15 protein-coding genes and 2 rRNA genes are annotated in these 20,370 nt (G+C 65.8%); 1 reads left to right on the forward strand and 16 read right to left on the reverse strand.

Features of this window, described 5'->3' with window-relative positions; all coding sequences use genetic code 11:
• The 12 genes from murC to coq7 all read right to left on the reverse strand — a co-directional run bounded on the left by murC (window position 1) and on the right by coq7 (window position 14,024).
• Window positions 1–1,398 carry a UDP-N-acetylmuramate--L-alanine ligase gene (gene murC / locus HWX87_RS31935; protein WP_176050939.1) on the reverse strand — a complete coding sequence of 466 codons (1,398 nt, stop codon included), beginning with the start codon at window positions 1,396–1,398 and terminating at the stop codon, window positions 1–3.
• Complete coding sequence (gene murG, locus HWX87_RS31940) at window positions 1,395–2,498, reverse strand: undecaprenyldiphospho-muramoylpentapeptide beta-N-acetylglucosaminyltransferase (protein ID WP_176050940.1); 1,104 nt, start codon at window positions 2,496–2,498, stop codon at window positions 1,395–1,397. Before murG ends, murC begins: the two co-directional genes overlap by 4 nt.
• Window positions 2,495–3,778, reverse strand: a complete 1,284-nt coding sequence (gene ftsW / locus HWX87_RS31945) for a putative lipid II flippase FtsW (protein ID WP_176050941.1) — start codon at window positions 3,776–3,778, stop codon at window positions 2,495–2,497. Before ftsW ends, murG begins: the two co-directional genes overlap by 4 nt.
• Window positions 3,775–5,286, reverse strand: a complete 1,512-nt coding sequence (murD, locus tag HWX87_RS31950; RefSeq protein WP_176050942.1) for a UDP-N-acetylmuramoyl-L-alanine--D-glutamate ligase — start codon at window positions 5,284–5,286, stop codon at window positions 3,775–3,777. The genes ftsW and murD overlap by 4 nt, the downstream gene beginning before the upstream one ends.
• A 28-nt stretch (window positions 5,287–5,314) precedes the next feature.
• Window positions 5,315–6,484: a phospho-N-acetylmuramoyl-pentapeptide-transferase gene (gene mraY / locus HWX87_RS31955; RefSeq protein WP_006477019.1), complete on the reverse strand. Its 1,170-nt coding sequence runs from the start codon at window positions 6,482–6,484 to the stop codon at window positions 5,315–5,317.
• A gap of 16 nt (window positions 6,485–6,500) precedes the next feature.
• Window positions 6,501–7,907, reverse strand: coding sequence for a UDP-N-acetylmuramoyl-tripeptide--D-alanyl-D-alanine ligase (gene murF / locus HWX87_RS31960; RefSeq protein ID WP_176050943.1), 1,407 nt, complete (start codon window positions 7,905–7,907; stop codon window positions 6,501–6,503).
• Window positions 7,904–9,442 (reverse strand): UDP-N-acetylmuramoyl-L-alanyl-D-glutamate--2,6-diaminopimelate ligase, encoded by a 1,539-nt coding sequence (locus HWX87_RS31965; RefSeq protein WP_176050944.1) that lies wholly within the window; start codon window positions 9,440–9,442, stop codon window positions 7,904–7,906. Before HWX87_RS31965 ends, murF begins: the two co-directional genes overlap by 4 nt.
• Entirely contained in the window at window positions 9,439–11,286 is a 1,848-nt protein-coding gene (locus tag HWX87_RS31970) for a penicillin-binding protein 2 (protein WP_176050945.1), read from the reverse strand. The genes HWX87_RS31965 and HWX87_RS31970 overlap by 4 nt, the downstream gene beginning before the upstream one ends.
• Window positions 11,283–11,624, reverse strand: coding sequence for a cell division protein FtsL (ftsL, locus tag HWX87_RS31975; RefSeq protein ID WP_021159919.1), 342 nt, complete (start codon window positions 11,622–11,624; stop codon window positions 11,283–11,285). Before ftsL ends, HWX87_RS31970 begins: the two co-directional genes overlap by 4 nt.
• Window positions 11,621–12,562 (reverse strand): 16S rRNA (cytosine(1402)-N(4))-methyltransferase RsmH, encoded by a 942-nt coding sequence (gene rsmH, locus HWX87_RS31980; protein WP_176050946.1) that lies wholly within the window; start codon window positions 12,560–12,562, stop codon window positions 11,621–11,623. Before rsmH ends, ftsL begins: the two co-directional genes overlap by 4 nt.
• 23 nt (window positions 12,563–12,585) lie before the next feature.
• On the reverse strand, window positions 12,586–13,014 hold the full coding sequence (gene mraZ, locus HWX87_RS31985; RefSeq protein ID WP_006487094.1) for a division/cell wall cluster transcriptional repressor MraZ: 429 nt from the start codon (window positions 13,012–13,014) through the stop codon (window positions 12,586–12,588).
• A gap of 386 nt (window positions 13,015–13,400) precedes the next feature.
• Window positions 13,401–14,024, reverse strand: coding sequence for a 2-polyprenyl-3-methyl-6-methoxy-1,4-benzoquinone monooxygenase (coq7, locus tag HWX87_RS31990; protein WP_176050947.1), 624 nt, complete (start codon window positions 14,022–14,024; stop codon window positions 13,401–13,403).
• 279 nt (window positions 14,025–14,303) lie between these two features.
• Between coq7 and HWX87_RS31995 the strand changes: the two genes are divergently transcribed.
• Window positions 14,304–15,455, forward strand: coding sequence for a porin (locus tag HWX87_RS31995; protein WP_176050948.1), 1,152 nt, complete (start codon window positions 14,304–14,306; stop codon window positions 15,453–15,455).
• A gap of 271 nt (window positions 15,456–15,726) precedes the next feature.
• Here the strand turns inward: HWX87_RS31995 and HWX87_RS32000 are convergent, their stop codons facing one another.
• The 4 genes from HWX87_RS32000 to HWX87_RS32015 form a co-directional block, all read right to left on the reverse strand.
• Window positions 15,727–17,400, reverse strand: coding sequence for a long-chain fatty acid--CoA ligase (locus tag HWX87_RS32000; RefSeq protein ID WP_176050949.1), 1,674 nt, complete (start codon window positions 17,398–17,400; stop codon window positions 15,727–15,729).
• Window positions 17,401–17,536: 136 nt separating this feature from the next.
• Window positions 17,537–19,612 (reverse strand): molybdopterin oxidoreductase family protein, encoded by a 2,076-nt coding sequence (locus HWX87_RS32005; RefSeq protein ID WP_176050950.1) that lies wholly within the window; start codon window positions 19,610–19,612, stop codon window positions 17,537–17,539.
• Between the two features lie 376 nt (window positions 19,613–19,988).
• Window positions 19,989–20,101: ribosomal RNA gene (rrf, locus tag HWX87_RS32010) — 5S ribosomal RNA — on the reverse strand.
• A 156-nt stretch (window positions 20,102–20,257) separates the two neighbouring features.
• Window positions 20,258–20,370 (reverse strand): 23S ribosomal RNA (locus tag HWX87_RS32015); the annotation flags it as partial.

The following is a 20,370-nucleotide window of genomic DNA, read 5'->3' on the forward strand; positions in this document are numbered from 1 at the left end:
TCATGCCTTCTGTTGAATGTGTTGCACGAGCTTCGCCGGCACGCCGCCGATCGACCCCGCGCCCATCGTAATCACCACGTCGCCGTTCTGCGCGACCTTCGCCAATGCATCCGGCACGTCGTCGACCGTCGCGACGAACACCGGGTCAACCTTCCCGACCGCGCGCAGCGCACGCGACAGCGCGTCGCCGTTGGCCGTCGGGATCGCGGCCTCGCCGGCCGCGTAGACTTCCGTCAGCACCAGCGCATCGACCGTCGACAGCACGTTGACGAAATCGTCGAAGCAGTCGCGCGTGCGCGTGTAGCGGTGCGGCTGGAACGCCAGCACGAGACGGCGGCCCGGGAACGCGCCGCGCGCGGCCGCGATCGTCGCGGCCATCTCGACCGGGTGATGGCCGTAGTCGTCGATCAGCGTGTACTGGCCGCCGTCCGCGGTCGGCGCCTCGCCGTAACGCTGGAAACGCCGGCCGACGCCGTTGAATTCCGCCAGCGCCAGCTGGATCGCGTCATCCGTCACGCCGAGGTCGGTCGCGATCGCGATCGCCGCGAGTGCGTTCTGCACGTTGTGCAGGCCCGGCATGTTCAGCACGATCGCGAGCGGCGCGCGCCCTTCGCGGATCACCGTGAAGTGCATCCGGCCGTCGCGCGCGTCGATGTTCTCGGCACGCACCTGCGCGTCCGGCGACAGGCCGTAGCGCACGACCGGCTTCGAAATGAACGGGATGATCTGGCGCACGTTCGGATCGTCGACGCACACGACCGCGCTGCCGTAGAACGGCAGGCGCTGCGTGAATTCGATGAACGCCTGCTTGAGCCGCGCGAAATCGTGCCCGTAGGTGTCCATGTGGTCGGCGTCGATGTTCGTGATGACTTCGATCACCGGATACAGGTTCAGGAACGACGCGTCCGACTCGTCGGCCTCGGCGACGATGAAATCGCCCGTGCCGAGCCGCGCATTCGCGCCGGCGCTGATCAGCCGGCCGCCGATCACGAAGGTCGGATCGAGGCCGCCTGCCGCGAGCACGCTCGCGACGAGGCTCGTCGTCGTGGTCTTGCCGTGCGTGCCGGCGATCGCGATCCCTTGCTTCAGGCGCATCAGCTCCGCGAGCATCACCGCGCGCTGCACGATCGGCACGCGCTGACTGCGCGCGGCCAGCACTTCCGGGTTGTCGGAGCGCACGGCCGTCGACACGACGACCGCGTTCGCGCCCTCGATGTTCGCCGCGTCGTGGCCGATCGCGATCCGTGCGCCGAGCGCCTGGAGGCGATCGGTCACCGCGTTGCGCGAGAGATCCGAGCCGCTGACCTCGTAGCCGAGGTTGACGAGCACTTCGGCGATGCCGCTCATGCCCGCGCCGCCGATCCCGACGAAATGAATGTGTTTGACGATGTGTTTCATTGCAGTTCTTCCAGGTTCGCGCCGGCCGCCTTCGCGCACACGCGCGCGACTTCGTCGGTGGCCTCGGGCTTCGCCAGCGAGCGCGAACGTTCCGCCATGTCCGCGAGCGATGCCCGCGACTGGCCGCGCAGCCAGTCGGCGAGCAGTTCCGCCGACAGGTCGCGTTGTTGCACCAGCACGGCCGCGCCCGCGTCGGCGAGGAACGCGGCGTTGGTCGTCTGGTGATCGTCGACCGCGTACGGGAACGGCACGAACAGCGCCGCCACGCCCACCGCCGCGATCTCCGACACCGTCATCGCACCCGACCGGCAGATCACGAGATCCGCCGCCGCATACGCGGCCGCCATGTCGTCGATGAACGGCACGAGCCGCACGTCTTCGCCGGCCGCGAAACCGGCCGCTTCGTAATTCGTCTTCAATGCTTCGATGTGCTTCACGCCGGCCTGGTGCACGACGCGCGGGCGTTCGCCCGGCGTCAGCAGCGCCAGCGCGCGCGGCACGACTTCGTTCAGCGCGGCCGCACCGAGGCTGCCGCCGACGACCAGCACGTTCAGCGGGCCGCTGCGCGACGCATAGCGTGCTTTGGGCGGTTCCGTGCGCGCAAGTTCCGCGCGAATCGGGTTGCCCGTCCATTCCGCGTGCGGCAGTGCGCCGGGGAATGCGACGAGCACGCGCTTCGCGAGTTTCGCGAGCACCTTGTTCGTCAGGCCCGCGATCGAATTCTGTTCATGCAGCACGAGCGGACGCCCCGACAGCGCGGCCATCACGCCCGCCGGGAACGTGATGTAGCCGCCCATCCCGAGCACGACGTCCGGCCGCACGCGACGCAGCGCGCCGAGGCTCTGCCAGCATGCGCGCAGCAGGTTGACCGGCAGCGTCAGCTTGGTCTTCAGGCCCTTGCCGCGCAGCCCGCCGAACCGCACGTACTCCATCGGAATGCCGTGCTTCGGCACGAGCGTCGCTTCCATCCCGGCCGGATTGCCGAGCCATACGACGCGCCAGCCCGCCGCTTCCATCCGGTGCGCGACCGCGAGCCCCGGGAACACGTGGCCCCCGGTGCCGCCTGCCATCACCATCAGCGTGCGTTGCGACGCGGTCATACCTTCCCTCCGCGCATCAGCACCCGGTTTTCGTAGTCGACCCGCAGCAGCACCGCGAGCGAGACGCAGTTCAGCAGGATGCCGGAGCCGCCGTAGCTCACCAGCGGCAGCGTCAGGCCCTTGGTCGGCAGCAGCCCGAGGTTCACGCCCATGTTGATGAACGTCTGCGCGCCGAACCAGATGCCGATGCCTTTCGCCATCAGGCCCGCGAACGTGCGGTCGAGCGCGAGCGCCTGGCGACCGATCTCGAACGCGCGGCGCACGATCCAGTAGAACAGCAGGATCACGACGAGCACGCCGACGAAGCCGAGCTCCTCGCCGATCACCGCGAGGATGAAGTCGGTATGGGCTTCCGGCAGGTAGTTCAGCTTCTCGACGCTGCCGCCGAGGCCGACGCCGAACCACTCGCCGCGACCGAACGCGATCAGCGAGTGCGTGAGCTGGTACGCCTTGCCCTGCGCGTAGCGCTCGTCCCACGGATCCAGATACGCGAAGATCCGCTCGCGACGCCACGGCGACAGCCATACGAGCATCGTGAACGTGCCGACCGCCGTCGCGACGAGGCCGCCGAACAGCTTGCCGTTCACGCCGCCGAGGAACAGCACGCCCATCGCGATCGCGGCGACCACCATGAACGCGCCCATGTCGGGCTCGAGCAGCAGCAGCGCACCGACCAGGCCGACCGCGAATGCCATCGGCAGGAAGCCCTTCGCGAAGCTCTGCATGTATTCCTGCTTGCGCACCGTGTAGTTCGCCGCGTAGATCGTCACCGCGAGCTTCATGATTTCCGACGGCTGCATGTTCGTGATGCCGAGCGGAATCCAGCGGCGCGCACCGTTCACGCCCTTGCCGACGTGCGGGATCAGCACGATCACGAGGCCGACGAGCGCGATCAGGAAGAGATGCGGCGCGTACTTGTCCCATGTCGAGACGGGCACGCGGAACGCGATCACCGCCGCGATGAACGCGACGGCGAGCGAGATGCAGTGGCGCATCAGGAACGCGTAATCGTGATACGACGCGTATTTCGGCGAGTCGGGCATCGCGATCGACGCCGAATACACCATCACGACGCCGAGCCCGAGCAGCGCGATCGCGACCCACAACAGCGAGTAGTCGAAATCGAGCATCCGCGAACGGCTCGGGCGCACGCCGTTGACGACGCTCGCGAGGCCGCCCGTCGCGGCACGCGTGGCCGACGCGACGCGACCGCCCGCGGCATTGCCGCCGGTGTCGCGCCGGTCGTTGAAACGGGAGACGAGGCGATCGGACCAGCTCATGGCGTCGCTCCTTTGTCGATGGCGATTTCGTCGACCGCCGCGCGGAACACATCCGCGCGATGGGCGTAGTTCCTGAACATGTCGAGGCTCGCGCACGCGGGCGACAGCAACACCGCATCGCCCGGCTCCGCGAGATCGGCGGCCGCATGCACCGCGCCTTCCAGCGTCGCGTGGTCGGCGAGCGGTACGCCCGTTTCGGCGAGCGTGTCGCGGATCGCCGGCGCGTCGCGGCCGATCAGCATCACCGCACGGCACCAGCGCGCGACCGGCGCGACCAGCGGCGCGAAATCCTGCCCCTTGCCGTCGCCGCCCGCGATCAGCACGATCTTCTGTGCGAGCCCGTCGAGCGCGGCGACCGTCGCGCCGACGTTCGTACCCTTGCTGTCGTCGACGTAGTCGACGTCGTCGATCGTCGCGATCACTTCGACGCGATGCGCTTCGCCGCGGTATTCGCGCAGCGCGTGCAGCAGCGGCGCGGCCGGCAGGTCGATCGCGCGTGCGAGCGCGAATGCGGCCAGCGCGTTCGCCGCGTTGTGCAACCCGCGAATCCGCAGCGCGTCGGTCGGCATCAGGCGCTTCTGTGCAATGTCGGGCGTATGGGCCGCGTCACGCTTGCGCCGGCGGGTCGTCGCGACTTCATCCGGCGCGTCGCGATCGACGGCTTCCACCAGCCATGCGATACCGTTGTCGCGCGACAGCCCGTAGTCGCCGTCCTGCACCGGTTCGTTCAGGCCGAACGTGACCGTGCGCGGCGCGTCGGCCGCGCCGGCCGCCGGTGCAAACTTCATCACGGCCGAATCGTCGCGGTTCAGCACGCGCGTCGTCGTCGCGCCGAAGATCCGGCCCTTGGCCTGCGCGTACGCGTCGAAGCTGCCGTGCCAGTCGAGGTGATCCTGCGTGATGTTGAGGATCGTGGCCGCGTCGGGCGCGAACGTGCGCGCGGTCTCGAGCTGGAAGCTCGACAGTTCGAGCACCCATACGTCGGGCAGCGCCGTTTCGTCGATCGCGTTCGCGAGCCGGTCGAGCATTGCCGGGCTGATGTTGCCGGCGACCGCGACCTTCTTGCCCGCGCGTTGGCACAGCAGACCCGTGAGGCTCGTCGTCGTGGTCTTGCCGTTGGTGCCGGTGATCGCGAGCACCTTCGGCTGGTAGCCGCTCGTGCCGAGCGCGCGCAGCGCCTGCGCGAAGAATTCCAGCTCGCCCCACACCGCGACGCCGCGCTCGTGCGCGGCCGCGACCAGCGCCGCGAGCGCCGGTTCGAGCGGAGACAGGCCGGGGCTCAGCCCGACGAGTTCGACGCCACCGTCGAGCAGCGCGGGCGTGAACGCGCCGCCGACGAATTCCGCATCGATGCCTTCGGCCTGCAGCGCGGCAAGGTTGGGCGGCGCCTCGCGGGTATCGGCAATACGCAGCCGGCACCCGTGCCTCGCGCACCATCGCGCGATCGCGAGACCCGATTCACCGAGCCCCAGTACGAGCACCATCGGCCGTTGCCGATCTCCAAACATCTCGCCAGACATCCTTGTTACCTTTCCTTTACCGCAGCTTGAGGGTGGTCAGACCGAACAGGCACAGCATCAGCGTGATGATCCAGAAACGCACGACCACCTGCGTTTCCTTCCAGCCGGACAATTCGAAATGGTGATGCAGCGGCGCCATCTTCAGCAGGCGCCGCCCTTCGCCGTAACGCTTCTTCGTGTACTTGAACCACGAAACCTGCAGCATCACCGACAGCGTTTCCGCGACGAAGATGCCGCCCATGATGAACAGCACGATTTCCTGGCGCACGATCACCGCGACCGTGCCGAGCGCGCCGCCGAGCGCCAGCGCGCCGACGTCGCCCATGAACACCTGCGCGGGGTGCGTGTTGTACCAGAGGAACGCAAGCCCTGCCCCACCCATCGCGGAACAGAAGATCAACAGTTCGCCCGCGCCCGGGATGTGCGGGAACAGCAGGTATTTTGAATAGACCGCGCTGCCCATCACGTACGCGAACACACCCAGCGACGCGCCGACCAGCACGACCGGCATGATCACGAGACCGTCGAGGCCGTCCGTCAGGTTCACCGCGTTGCTCGCGCCGACGATCACGAAGTAGGTCAGCACGATGAAGCCCCACACGCCGAGCGGGTAGCTGATCGACTTCAGGAACGGCAGCATCAGGTCGGCGCGTGCCGGCAGCCCCATCGACAGGCCGCTCCTCACCCAGGCCATGAACAGGTCGAATACGCGCACGTTGTTCGCCTCGGACACGCTGAACGCGAGGTAGACGGCCGCGAACAGCCCGATCACCGATTGCCAGAAATACTTCTCGCGCGACGACATCCCGCGCGGGTCCTTGTGGACGACCTTGCGGTAGTCGTCGACCCAGCCGATCACGCCGAAGCCGAACGTGACGAGCATCACGATCCAGATGAAACGGTTCGTCAGGTCGCCCCACAGCAGCGTCGCGACCGCGATGCCGATCAGGATCAGCACGCCGCCCATCGTCGGCGTGCCGGACTTGACGAGGTGGGTCTGCGGGCCATCCTTGCGCACGGCCTGCCCGACCTTCATTTGCGTCAGCTTGCGGATCACCCACGGTCCGCACACGAGCCCGATCCCCAGCGCGGTGATGGTGGCCATCACCGCCCGGAACGTGAGGTACGTGAACAAGCGCAAAAAGCTTGCGTCTCCTTGCAGCCATTGCGCCAGCGCCAGCAGCATGCTTCCTTCCTTCTACTCAGTGTGCCGCGGGCGCAGTGCCCGCCGCGGGTTGGTTCGTCAGCGCGTCGACCACGCGCTCCATCTTCATGTACCGCGAGCCCTTCACGAGCAGCGTCGCCTGCGCGCCGTAACCGGCCGCGAGCAGCGCCGCCACGAGCGCGCCGACGTCGTCGAAGTGGCGTGCCGTGTCGCCGTACGCCGTGCACGCATCGCGCGACGCGTCGCCGAGCGCGAACAGCGCAACGATCCCGCGATCGCGCGCATAGGCGCCGATCTCGCGGTGAAAGGCCGGCCCTTCGTCGCCGACCTCGCCCATGTCGCCGATCACCAGCACGCGCGGTGCCGGATGCGCGGCGAGCACGTCGATCGCGGCACGCATCGAATCGGGATTCGCGTTGTACGTATCGTCGACGACCGTCGCGCCCGCGAGGCTGCCGGCTGTCGCCTGCTTCACCTGCAGCCGGCCCTTGACCGGTTCGAACGATTCGAGGCCCTGCCTGATCGCCGACAGCGCGACGCCGGCGCCGAGCGCCGCAGCCGTCGCGGCCAGCGCATTGCGCGCGTTGTGCTCGCCGAGCGCGCGCAGCCGCACCGTGACGGCGCCGGCCGGCGTATCGATCGCGAGTTCGCCGCCGTGCAGGCGGCCGATGACCTGCGCGTCGTTCTGCCGCTCGGCGTCGTGCAGCGCGAAATCGAGGATCCGGTTGCCGGTTGCCGCGACCCGCCAGATGCCCGCGTACGCGTCGTCGGCCGGGAACACCGCGACGCCGTCCGGCGGCAGCGCGTGAATCACGGCCGCGTGTTCGAGCGCGACGGCTTCCACCGTCGCCATGAATTCCTGGTGCTCGCGCTGAGCGTTGTTGACGAGCGCGACCGTCGGCGCCGTGAGGCGCGCGAGGACTTCGGTCTCGCCCGGGTGGTTCATCCCGATCTCGATCACCGCGAGACGGTGCTGGGCCGACAGGCGCAGCAGCGTCAGCGGCAGGCCAACATCGTTGTTCAGATTGCCGGCGGTCGCGAGCCGTGCGTCGGCGCCGACCGCCGCCGCAAAGATCGACGCGATCATTTCCTTGACGGTCGTCTTGCCGTTGCTGCCCGTCACCGCGACGAGCGGCAGCGCGAATCGTTTGCGCCAGCCGTGTGCGAGCGCGCCGAGCGCGGCGCGCGTTTCGCCGCCGACGATCGCCGGCATCGCGACGCCGGCCGGCACGTGCGCGACGAGCGCCGCGGCGGCGCCGCGCGCGGCGACATCACCGAGGAAGTCGTGCGCGTCGAAGCGCTCGCCTTTCAGTGCGACGAACAGGTCGCCCGGACCGGCCGTGCGGCTGTCCGTCGATACGCGATCGAACGTGACACCCGCGTCGCCGTGGACGGTTGCGCCGGGAATCAGGCGGGCGGCTTCGCCGAGACTGAGCATCGTCATTCGCCGCCTCCCTTGCCGTGCGTCGCGCGCGCTGCCAGCGCGAGCCGCGCGTGATCCTGGTCGGAGAACGTACGCTTCTTGCCCATGATTTCCTGCGTGGCCTCGTGGCCCTTGCCGGCCAGCACGACGACATCCTCGCGTGCGGCGCCGCGCACGGCCTGCAGGATCGCGCTCGCGCGATCCTCGATGCGACGTGCGTGATCGGGCGCGGTCATGCCCGCGACGATCTGGTCGATGATGCGCTGCGGATCTTCGCTGCGCGGGTTGTCGCTCGTGACGACGGTCTCGTCGGCGAGCCGCTCCGCGATCGCGCCCATCAGCGGGCGCTTCGTCGCATCTCGATCGCCGCCGCAGCCGAACATGCAGACGAGCCGGCCGCCGCGCGCCGTGGCGATCGGGCGCAGCGCATCCAGCGTCTTTTCGAGCGCGTCGGGCGTATGTGCGTAGTCGATCACGACGAGCGGTTCGTCGTTCTGCAGCCGGCCGCCGAGCCGCTGCATCCGGCCGTTGACGGACTCGAGCCGCTCGATCTCGGCGAGCGCCGCATCGAACGGCACGTCGGCCGAGAGCAGCGAGCCGAGTACCGCAAGCAGGTTGCTGACGTTGAACGTGCCGAGCGTGCCGACCTCGACGTCCGCGTCGCCCCACGACGAACGCAGGCGGAATGCCGTGCCGGTCGCGGTGGCGCGCACGTCGAGCGCGACCAGTTCGCGATCGGCATCGGGCGCCGGCGCGTCGCCGATCCCGTACGCGATCGTGCGCACGCGACCGGCCAGCTTCTCGAGCAGACGTTGGCCGGCCGCGTCGTCGCGGTTGATCACCGCCGTGCGCAGGCCGCGCCACGCGAACAGCTTCGCCTTCGCGGCTTCGTACGCATCGAACGTGCCGTGATAGTCGAGGTGATCCTGCGTGAGGTTCGTAAATACCGCGATATCGAAGGCCGTGCCGTTCACGCGGCCCTGATGCAGCGCGTGCGACGACACTTCCATCGCCACGGCCTTCGCGCCCGCGTCGCGCAATTGCGCAAGGCTGCGCTGAAGCTGCGGCGCATCGGGCGTCGTGAAACCGGTCGGCACGAGCTGGCCGGGCATCCCGGTACCGAGCGTGCCGATCACCGCGCACGGCTGGTGCAGCGCCGTCAGCGCGGCAGCAATCCATTGCGTGCACGACGTCTTGCCGTTCGTCCCCGTGACGCCAACCGCGAGCAGGCTGTCGCTCGGATCGCCGTACCAGCCGCTGGCGATCTCGCCGGCGAGCTGGTCGAGCGCCGGCACCGCGAGCGCAACGGGTACGGCCGGCGCTGCGGCCAGCCCTTCCGGCTGATACAGCACGGCGGCCGCACCTTGTGCGACGGCGTCGGAGATGAAGGCGCGGTTGTCTGCCCCGTCGACCGCATACGCAACGAACACGTCGCCAGCCTTGAGGCTGCGCGTGTCGGCATGCAGTTGCGCCGCGGGGGCCACATGCTGACGCAGCCACGCAAGCGCGGCTGCGATCTGCTGATGCGCCGGATGGGAACTGCGGGCGGCGCTCATCGAACAACTCCTGGTGAATTACGCGTCGTGCTGGACACGATCATATGCTTCGCACCGCTTCCCGCGGCCAGCTTTTGCGGCCCCGTTGCAGCCGGTGCTGCCGGCGAATCGTCAGACACGACGAGCTGCTTGATCGGCATGTTCGGCGGGACGTTCAGCGCGCGCATCGTGTCGCCGGCGATCGCCGAGAATACGGGGCCGGACACCTGGCCGCCGAAGTGGCTGCCGGCGGTCGGCTCGTCGACCGACACCGCGACGACGATGCGAGGATTCGGCATCGGCGCCATCCCGACGAACGACGCGCGGTACTTGCGCGTGTAGCCGTGGCCTTCATGCTTGTATGCGGTACCGCTCTTGCCGCCCACGCGATAGCCCGGCACGGCCGCATCCGGCGACGTGCCACCAGGCGCGACCACCGTCTCGAGCATCGCACGAACTTCGCGCGCGGTGGTCGGGTTGAACACTTGCGTGCCCGCGATCGGCTGATTGGGGTCGGTCTTGAAAATGGTCACGGGCATCAGCTCGCCGTCATGCGCGATCGCCGTGTACGCGCGTGCGAGCTGGAACAGCGATACCGACAGGCCGTAGCCGTACGACATCGTCGCCTGCTCGATACGGCGCCAGCTCTTCCACGGACGCAGGCGGCCGGCCACCGCGCCCGGGAACCCGACCTTCGGCGCCTGGCCGAGGCCGATGCTCGTATACATATTCCACATTTCCTCGGGCCGCATCGTCATCGCGATCTTCGTCGCGCCGATGTTGCTCGACTTCTGGATCACGCCGCCAACCGTCAGCGTGCCGAAACCGGCGTCGTCGGTGATCGGCGCGCCGTCGAGCACGAAATGCCCGTTGCCCGTTTCGACGAGCGTGTTCGGCGTCACGCGGTGCAGGTCGAGCGCGAGCGACACCGTGAACGGCTTCATGATCGAGCCCGGCTCGAACACGTCGGTCATGATCCGGTTGCGCAGCTGCTCGCCCGTCATGCGCGAGCGGTCGTTCGGGTTGTACGTCGGGTAGTTGACGAGCGCGAGCACTTCGCCGGTACGCACGTCGACGACCATCGCCGCGCCGGCCTTCGCCTTGAACTTCTCGACGGCGGCCTTCAGGTTCGCGTACGCGATGTACTGGATCTTGCTGTCGATCGACAGGTCGACGTCGGTCCCGTTGTGCGGCGGGATCTGCTCGGCGACGTCCTCGACGATGTGCCCCATCCGGTCCTTGATCACGCGACGCACGCCCGACGTGCCGGACAGCATCTTCTGGTCGCCGAGTTCGACGCCTTCCTGCCCTTCGTCCTCGACGTTCGTGAAGCCGATCAGGTGAGCGGTGATCTCGCCTTCCGGATAGAAGCGCTTGTATTCGTTGCGCTGGTAGATGCCGGGAATGTCGAGCGCGGCGACCTTGTCCGCGACGTCGAGCGGCACCTGGCGCTTGACGTAGACGAACCCCTTGTCTTCCGACAGCTTCACGCGCAGTTCCTTCGGCGTCATGCCGAGGAGCTTGCCGAGCTGGTTGACCTTGTCGGCGTCGAGATCGTCCGGCACCGCGTCCGGAATCGCCCAGATCGCGCGCACGGGCAGGCTCGTCGCGAGCACGAGCCCGTTACGGTCGAGGATCTTGCCGCGCGTCGCGGGCAGTTCGAGCGTGCGCTGGTAGCGGCTCTCGCCCTGCTTCTGATAGAACGCGTTGCCCGGCCCCTGGATCCAGAACGCCCGCGCTGCCAGCGCGACGAACGCCATGAACAGCAGGAACACGACGAACTTCGAGCGCCACATCGGCAGATGCACGCCGAGCACCGGGCTGGACGAGAACTTCACGTTCTGGCGCTTCTGGGACGGCTTCATCGCGCGCCTCCCTTGCCCTTGCCTGCCGTGTCGGCCGAAGCCGGGATCGGCGCGTCGATCGCCTTCGCGGCGCCCGGCGGCAACGTCAGGTATTGCGTGCGGCCGGTCGAGATCGGCTGCATCTTCAGCGAATCGTTCGCGAGCTGCTCGATGCGCGACGTCTTCGACAGCGCGCTCTGCTGATATTGAAGCTGCGCGTAGTCCTGCTGGAGCTGACGCTCCTGCGACTGCGCGCGCTGCAACTGGATGAAGATCTGCCGCTGCTGGTTCGTCGAGTTGACGACCGACAGCGCGCAACCCATCACGATGATCAGCAGGAAGATATTGAAGCGGCTCATGGCGTGACGCGCTCCGCAATGCGCATCACGGCCGAGCGCGCGCGCGGATTCGCGGCGACTTCCGCCTCACTCGGAAACTGGCGGCTGACAATCTTGAGCGGCGGGCTCGGGAGGTCGACGGCACGGATCGGCAGGCGACGATCGACCGCAGGCGCACTGGCGTGCGCCTGCATGAATCGCTTGACGATCCGGTCCTCGAGTGAATGAAAGCTGATGACCACCAGCCGCCCCCCTTGCTCCAGCAACGACAGTGCCGCGTCTAGTACGACTTGCAGGTCCGCAAGCTCTTGATTGACGTGAATCCGTATAGCCTGAAAGGTGCGGGTTGCCGGATCCTTGCCCTTCTCACGGGTTTTGACGACGTGACCCACGATTTGGGCAAGCTCGCCCGTGGTGTCGAGAGGCCCAAGACGGTCGGACTCTGCCCGGCGAGCAACAAGCGCCTTTGCAATCTGAAAAGCAAACCGTTCTTCCCCATAATCCCGTATCACCTCCGTCAATTCCTGCACCGAAGCCCGCGCGAGCCATTCGGCCGCCGACTCGCCACGCGTCGGATCCATTCGCATGTCCAGCGGACCATCGGCGCGGAAGCTGAAGCCGCGCGCCGGATCGTCCACCTGCGGCGAGGACACGCCCAGGTCCAGCAACACACCCGACACCTTCTCGACGCCGCGCGCCGCAAGCGCGTCGCGCATCGATGCAAAGCTGTCATGCACGATCGAGAAGCGCGCATCCTCGATGCCCTGCGCCGTCTCGATCGCCCTCGGATCCTTGTCGAACGCGATCAGCCGGCCGGCCTGCGCCAGCCGCGCGAGCACCGCGCGGCTATGACCGCCCCGCCCGAACGTACCGTCGACGTACACGCCGTCCGGCCGCGTCACGAGCGACTCGACCGCCTCATCCAATAGCACCGTCCGATGCCGCAATTCATTTCCCATCGCGGGCGTCTCCGTCACCGCAATCAGAACGTGAAATTCTTCAGCGCGTCGGGCATGCCCTGCGCCATCGCTGCCTGCTCCTTCGCGTTGTAGGTTTGCGAATCCCACAGCTCGAAGTGACTACCCATTCCCAACAACATGACTTCCTTTTCCAGTCCGGCTGCCATGCGCAGCTCGGGCGATACAAGAATCCGGCCCGCGCTGTCGAGATCGACGTCCATCGCATTGCCGAGAAAAATTCGCCGCCACCAGTGCGCGTCCATCGGCAGCGCGGCGATCTTGGCGCGGAATACTTCCCATTCGGGGCGCGGAAACAGCAACAGGCAGCCGTCCGGGTGCTTGGTCACAGTCACCCGTCCTTCTGCCTGTCCTTGCAGCGCTTCGCGATAGCGAGCCGGCACCGACATCCGCCCTTTCGCATCGAGCGTCAGCGCCGACGCCCCTTGGAACACGTTCCGCTCTCCCGTTCAGGGCACCGAAGCACCCGCTCAATGCTGAGAATTTAGCCGGAATAGCCTGCTAAATCACACAAAAATACACTTTCTCACACTGTCTCCCACTTTAGAGGAAGGGTGTGGCACGGTCAAGGGAGCGGCCCGCTTTTTTGACGAATTTTGTTAGTTAGAACAAGGACTTACGCGCACATGCTCATGCGACCCCTCATTCCAAAAACCGTTATAAATGAATGAGCTAGTGCAACTTGTGAAGGTGATACGTGAGAAACACGGGCCAGACTGGCGTGCGGACGGGGCTTTTGGGGGCGGGAAAACGAGGGGGCGGCGGGCGGTATCGGGGGCGGTGAACCGGGGCGGCGTCACGCGTCGCCCCGGCGCAAATCTCAGAGATAGTACGCAGTGCTCGTCATGACTTTCGACGCGGCGCGCATCAGCATCCGCGCGGGCAGCGGCAGTTCGATCCCGCCTGCGTCGGTCGCGGCCTTGCCGTGTTTCACCTCGTCGATCCGCATCTGGTCGACGATCGCGCGCGACGCCGCGTCGGTGGCCGGCAGTTCGGACATATGGCCTTCGAGATGATTCTCGACCTGCCGCTCCGTCTCGGCCATGAAGCCGAGGCTGACCTTGTCGCCGAGCGTGCCGGCCGCCACGCCGATCGCGAGCGCGCCGGCATACCACAGCGGGTTCAGCAGGCTCGGGCGCGAGTCGAGCTCCTTCAGGCGGTGCGCGGTCCACGCGAGGTGATCCTCTTCCTCGCGCGCGGCTTCCTCGAACATCGCCTTCGCCGACGCCGTGCGCGCGGTGAGCTTCTGCGCCTGGTAGAGCGCCTGCGCGCAGACCTCGCCGACGTGGTTCACGCGCATCAGCCCGGCGGCATGCGTCCGTTCCGCGGGCGTCAGCTCGACGTCCGGCGCCACGGCCGGCGCGGGCACCGGGCGGCTCATCCGGCTAATGCCGGTCAGCGATCGCAAGCCGCGATCGAATTCGCTGATCAGTTCATCCAACACGTTCCTGTTCTCCTGGCTGCAGGTGCCGCCGCGAGCGGCAAGGGCACGAGTTCGCTGCGTAACCGACTTGATTATTCAGCGGAAATTGCGGTTAACCCGTGATTTTAACCATTGTTGCATAAAGGAAACATGGCGGCCTTGCGCTACGGCATTTCGCTTTGTGGCAAAAAACGGTTTTGCTACATTACGTCCGACTTCTTGCGAAGTTGATGGGGCCCGTCAACAGAACATAACTATCTGCCCCGCCAAAAAAATTCAGTGATTCTTGGAGATCCGTTAATGAAAAAGTCGCTTCTCGCGCTCGTCGCGCTGGGCGCGTTCGCTGGCGCTGCCCAAGCGCAAAGCAGCGTGACGCTTTACGGCATCATCGATGAAGGCCTGCTCTTCAACAACAACGCAGGCGGCAAGCATCTGTACAGCATGGCCAGCGGCGTGATGCAAGGCAGCCGGTTCGGCCTGCGCGGCACCGAAGACCTCGGTGGCGGCCTCAAGGCGATCTTCACCCTCGAAAACGGTTTCGACGTGAACAGCGGCAAGCTCGGTCAGGGCGGCCTGATGTTCGGTCGTCAGGCTTACGTCGGCCTGTCGAGCCAGTACGGCACGGTCACGCTGGGTCGTCAGTACGACTCCGTCGTCGACTTCGTCGGCCCGCTCGAAGCAGGCGACCAGTGGGGTGGCTACATCGCCGCTCACCCGGGCGACCTGGATAACTTCAACAACGCCTATCGCGTGAACAACGCGGTCAAGTTCACGAGCCAGAGCTACGGCGGCTTCACGTTCGGCGGCCTGTACAGCTTCGGCGGCCAGGCAGGCCAGTTCTCGAAGAACCAGGTCTGGTCGCTCGGCGCAGGCTACAACAACGGCCCGCTGGTCCTCGGCGTCGGTTACTTGAACGCACGTACGCCGAACCAGTTCGGCGGCATGTTCAACAACGGCTCGGCATCGTCGTCGGTTTCGTCGCCGATCTACGGCGCGTACGCGAACAACGCGAACACGTACCAGGTCATCGGTGCAGGCGGCGCCTACACGTTCGGCGCAGCAACGATCGGCGCGACGTACTCGAACACGAAGTTCAAGGGCTTCTCGGCAGGCCCGTTCGTGAACCAGACCGCGACGTTCAACAACGGCGAAATCAACTTCAAGTATCAGCTGACCCCGGCGCTGATTCTCGGCGCAGCGTACGACTACACGCAAGGCAGCAAGATCGACGGCAACTCGGCAGCCAAGTACCACCAAGGCTCGCTGGGCGTCGACTACTTCCTGTCGAAGCGCACGGACGTCTACGCAATCGGCGTGTATCAACACGCTTCGGGCAGCGTGCTCGACGCGAACGGCGACGTCCTGAAGGCAACGGCAGCGATCAACGGCCTCGCCGGTTCGAGCTCCGCCAACCAGGTCGCAGCGCGCGTCGGTATCCGTCACAAGTTCTAATCAGCTTGCCTGACAAGCCGCAGCAAATTGAAGGCGCCTTCGGGCGCCTTTTTCTTTTCCGGTGCGGCCGCAACGCGAGACCGGGGCACCGGGACCCGGCTGGTCGATCGCGGCGGAAGCGCCACCGGTGCGCCATGCGCGTCCGTCGTGTCGAGACGCGCGACCGGCCGCACCTGGACCGCGGCAGAAAATGGCTGCTCCCGATCCGACCGCAGCCGCAAACAAAAAAGCCCGGCGTCGGCCGGGCTGTTCCGTTCAATCTCGCGGTGACTTACGCGCGTCCGTCGCGCAGCTCGCGCCGCAGGATCTTGCCGACGTTCGTTTTCGGCAGCTCCGTGCGGAATTCGACCAGCTTCGGCCGCTTGTAGCCGGTGAGCCGTTCCTTGCAGTAGGCGAGGATGTCCTTGTCGGTGAGCGCCGGATCCTTCTTCACGACGAACAGCTTCACGGCTTCGCCGGAATGCTCGTCGGGCACGCCGACCGCCGCCACCTCGAACACACCCGGATGCGACGCCACGACGTCCTCGACTTCGTTCGGATACACGTTGAAGCCGGAGACGAGGATCATGTCCTTTTTCCGGTCGACGATCTTCACGTAGCCGCGCGTGTCCATCACGCCGACATCGCCCGTCTTGAAGAAGCCGTCCGGGAACATGACCTTCTCGGTCTCGTCCGGCCGGTTCCAGTAGCCTGCCATCACCTGCGGCCCGCGGATGCAGATCTCGCCAGGCTCGCCGAGCGCCACGTCGTTGCCGGCATCGTCGCGGATCGCCACCTCGGTCGACGGTAGCGGCAAGCCGATCGTCCCGCTGTATTCGGTCGCCGTCACCGGGTTGCAGGTCGCCACCGGCGACGTTTCGGACAGCCCGTATCCTTCGATGATCGCGGTATGGGTCTTTTCATACCAGCGCTTCGCGACACCTTCCTGGATCGCCATGCCGCCGCCGTTGGCGATCACGAGCTTCGACAGGTCGAGCTGGTTGAATTCGGGATGGTTCAGCAGCGCGTTGTACAGCGTGTTGACCGCCGGAATCGTCGAGATCTGATAGCCCTTCAGTTCCTTGATCATGCCGGCGATGTCGCGCGGGTTCGGGATCAGGATGCCCATGCCGCCCGTACGCATCGTCAGGAAACCGCAGACGGTCAGAGCGAACACGTGATACAGCGGCAGCGCGACGACCGTCACAAACTGTTTTACGTCCGGGTACTTCGCATGAGCCGGATGGTGCCAGGCGCCGGCCTGCAGCACGTTCGACACGATGTTCCGGTGCAACAGCGTGGCACCCTTCGCGACGCCGGTCGTCCCGCCCGTGTACTGCAGGAACGCGACGTCGTCGGGGCCGATCTTCTGCGGCTTGAATGCCTGCCGCGCGCCTTCCGACAGCGCGGCCTTGAAGCGCGTGAACGATGGCAGCTGCCACGCAGGCACCATCTTCTTCACGTTGCGCACCACGTAATTGACGAGCCATCCCTTGATGCCCAGCAGGTCGCCCATCGATGCGACGACGACGTGCTTGACGGCCGTATTGGCGATGACGGACTGCAGCGTCGACGCGAAATTCTCGAGGATGACGATCGCTTCCGCGCCGCTGTCCTTCAACTGATGCTCGAGCTCGCGCGGCGTATACAGCGGGTTGACGTTGACGACGGCGTAACCGGCGCGCAGTACCGCGGCGATCGCCACCGGATACTGGAGCACGTTCGGCATCATGATCGCGACGCGCGCGCCGCGTGCGAGGCCACGTGACTGCAGCCACGCGCCGAACTGCCGCGACAGCTTGTCGAGTTCACCGTACGTGATGCCCTTGCCCATGCAGACGAACGCGGTGCGATCGCGATACTGCCGGAAGCTTTCGTCGAGCAGGTCCGGGACAGAAGGATAGGGGGACGCGTCAATTTCGGCTGGAACGCCGGGTGGGTACGATTTCAGCCAAATTTTATCCATACTGCGCGTCTCCTCACAGATTTTCGAATGGTCGTGCTAAAACGCATCGTAACGGCTCCCCCGCCCCGAGACAACAGGGTTAGATGTCCACTTCGAACTTCCGAGGACATTCGTCCGATCATAAGGCGATATTCGATCAAATTCGCTCAACTTCTACAAGACAATCGTAAAAGGTCGCCGAATTGCCGAGATCGGTCAGCGCCTGGCTCGTCACCTCGTTTGCGTTCCGGCCATCCGGCGACAGTTTCTTCCACCAGATCGACAGCCCGACGACGAGGCCCGCACGCGCGCGATCGGTAATGCGCGCGAGTGCCTGCATCGATCCGCGGTCGTTGAAGATGCGGACGACGTCGCCCTCTGCGATGCCACGCGCATCGGCGTCGGACGGATGGATGTCGAGATGAGGCTCGCCTTCCGTCGTACGAAGGCTGTCGACGTTCACGAACGTGCTGTTCAGGAAGTGGCGCGCCGGCGGCGAGATCATCGCAAGCGGATAACGCGCAGCGAGCTCGGGCGCGGCTTCGGCCGATTCGAACGGCGGCAGGTAGTCGGGAACGGGGTCCATGCCCATCTCCTCAAGCCGCGCGCTGTAGAACTCGCACTTGCCTGACGGGGTACGGAAACCGCCGTTCGCGAAGGGTGCATCCGGCAGCTTGAGCTTCAGCCAGCCTTCCCGCTTCAACGTTTCCCAGTCGCTGGCGAGTGCCGGGTCATCCCAGCGGAGCGCTACGCGCGCAACCTCTTCGTCACTGTGATACAGCGCCAGCTCGTCGAGCCCCATGCTGCGCGCGATGCCTCGGAAGATCTCCGTGTTCGGCCGCGCGTCACCCACCGGCGGGATCGAAGGCAGGTTCGCCATCACGTACGTATGGCCGTACGATTTGTGAATATCGAGATGCTCGAGCTGCGTGGTCGCCGGCAACACAATGTCGGCGAAATCGACGGTATCCGTCTTGAAATGTTCGAGAACGACCGTGAACAGGTCCTCGCGAGCAAAACCCTCCGCGACCTTCGACGAGTCCGGCGCGACCGCTACCGGATTCGAGTTGTACACGATCATCGCCTCGACCTTCGGCCCGAACGTCGCGTCACCCGCGTGCAGCAGCGCGTCGCCGATCGCGTTCATGTTGATGATGCGCGGCAGCTTGTGCGGCCAACCGGGCATCAGGTCCGGGCGCAGCAGCGCCGCCTGGTCGACCGGCGCGGATTCCGACGACGAGAGTAACAGCCCGCCAGCCCGATCGCGCCACGCGCCCGTCAGCGCCGGCAGGCTTGCAATCGCGCGCACGGCATTGCCGCCGCCACGAACGCGCTGCATGCCGTAGTTGAGGCGGATCGACGCCTTGCGGGTCGCGCCGTAGCGACACGCAAGATCCACCAGCTCGGTCGCATCGATACCGCAGATCTGCGCAACGCGTTCCGGCGGATAAGACATTGCGCGCTCTTCAAGCGCATCGAAACCAAGCGTATGGCTGGCGATGTAGTCGTGATCGAGCAGGTTTTCGGTCATCAGCACATGCATCATGCCGAGCGCAAATGCGCCGTCGGTACCGGGCTTCAGCGCGATGTGCTGATGGCATTTCTCCGCAGTCAGCGAACGATACGGGTCGATCGCGACGAGACGGGCGCCGCGGCGCTTCGCCTCCTGCGCGCGCGTCCAGAAGTGCAGGCTTGACGCGATCGGATTCGCGCCCCAGATAAGAATCAGCTCGCTTTCCTCGAAGTGCTCGAGGTGCATGCCGAGACTGCCGCCATACGTGTACCGCAACCCCGCCGCGCCAGCTGCCGCGCAGATCGTGCGCTCGAGCCGCGACGCGCCGAGCTTGTGGAAGAAGCGCTGGGCGATGCCCTCGCCCTGCACGAGCCCCATCGTCCCGGCGTAGCTGTACGGCACGATCGCTTCCGGCGCACGCGCGGCGATTTCACCGAGGCGACGGCCGATCTCGTCGAACGCCTCGCCCCAGCTGATCGGCACGAAGCGCCCTTCCCCCTTCACGCCGACTCGCTTGAGCGGAACCGTCAGGCGATCGGGATGATGAACACGGTCGGCGTAGCGACTGACTTTCGTGCACAGCACGCCTTGCGTCGGCGGATGGTCGGGATCGCCCGTCACCTTGATCGCCTTGCCGTTCTCGACGGTCACGCGCATCGCGCAGGTGTCCGGACAATCGTGCGGGCAAACGGCCCGGGCTACCTGTGTGGCGGCGTTCATCGTTTTGAATGCAGAGAGGGGGATTCGCAAATTTTACGTGGACACGCCGAATAACGCGTTCATTTCGTTCGGATCGTGGGTTATCTGACCGGAGACCAACTGATGACTCGAGGAGCCGAGGAGAACGGGAGGCTGATCACACACTGCGGTGCTTGCGGAGAAACTGAGAGAACGGGGCGCGAATTTTGATCGATGATAGGCTCAGTAAGCCGATAAATCGCGTCTGATATCGTTCAGTGGGAGAAATTGGTACCGCGACTGTTTTTTGGGAGGAGTGACGTAGACGGCTCCAATGGCGTCTCTCTGGTCTACGTACATTTCCGCCGCGCCAATGCAAAAACCCCCGCCTTTCGGGCGGGGGTTCTTGGCTTAGGGAGCCTGACGATTACCTACTTTCACACGGGAATCCGCACTATCATCGGCGTAGAATCGTTTCACGGTCCTGTTCGGGATGGGAAGGGGTGGGACCGACTCGCTATGGTCATCAGGCAAAGAGGGTTGTTGTGCTGGCTTCGCAGCACAACCAATCTTGGAAGAAGCAGTAATTTTGAGTTGTGTGTATCACACACGAGAATCCAACTTGTCGCTTCGGATCCTGCAGCCAGTGCTTTCACACGGCGCCGATCTACAAGGCAGACTTGTTATAGGATCAAGCCTTACGGGCAATTAGTATCAGTTAGCTGAACGCATTACTGCGCTTACACACCTGACCTATCAACGTCCTGGTCTCGAACGACCCTTCAAGGGGATCTAGTCCC

This window comes from Burkholderia sp. BCC1644 (assembly GCF_902833225.1).
GTDB lineage: Bacteria > Pseudomonadota > Gammaproteobacteria > Burkholderiales > Burkholderiaceae > Burkholderia.

Bases quoted from the DNA above. Each gene is read 5' to 3' on its own strand.
- murC (WP_176050939.1), bottom strand. From the start codon at position 1,398: ATGAAACACATCGTCAAACACATTCATTTCGTCGGGATCGGCGGCGCG.
- murG (WP_176050940.1), bottom strand. From the start codon at position 2,498: ATGACCGCGTCGCAACGCACGCTGATGGTGATGGCAGGCGGCACCGGG.
- ftsW (WP_176050941.1), bottom strand. From the start codon at position 3,778: ATGAGCTGGTCCGATCGCCTCGTCTCCCGTTTCAACGACCGGCGCGAC.
- murD (WP_176050942.1), bottom strand. From the start codon at position 5,286: ATGTTTGGAGATCGGCAACGGCCGATGGTGCTCGTACTGGGGCTCGGT.
- mraY (WP_006477019.1), bottom strand. From the start codon at position 6,484: ATGCTGCTGGCGCTGGCGCAATGGCTGCAAGGAGACGCAAGCTTTTTG.
- murF (WP_176050943.1), bottom strand. From the start codon at position 7,907: ATGACGATGCTCAGTCTCGGCGAAGCCGCCCGCCTGATTCCCGGCGCA.
- HWX87_RS31965 (WP_176050944.1), bottom strand. From the start codon at position 9,442: ATGAGCGCCGCCCGCAGTTCCCATCCGGCGCATCAGCAGATCGCAGCC.
- HWX87_RS31970 (WP_176050945.1), bottom strand. From the start codon at position 11,286: ATGAAGCCGTCCCAGAAGCGCCAGAACGTGAAGTTCTCGTCCAGCCCG.
- ftsL (WP_021159919.1), bottom strand. From the start codon at position 11,624: ATGAGCCGCTTCAATATCTTCCTGCTGATCATCGTGATGGGTTGCGCG.
- rsmH (WP_176050946.1), bottom strand. From the start codon at position 12,562: ATGGGAAATGAATTGCGGCATCGGACGGTGCTATTGGATGAGGCGGTC.
- HWX87_RS31995 (WP_176050948.1), top strand. From the start codon at position 14,304: ATGAAAAAGTCGCTTCTCGCGCTCGTCGCGCTGGGCGCGTTCGCTGGC.
- HWX87_RS32000 (WP_176050949.1), bottom strand. From the start codon at position 17,400: ATGGATAAAATTTGGCTGAAATCGTACCCACCCGGCGTTCCAGCCGAA.
- HWX87_RS32005 (WP_176050950.1), bottom strand. From the start codon at position 19,612: ATGAACGCCGCCACACAGGTAGCCCGGGCCGTTTGCCCGCACGATTGT.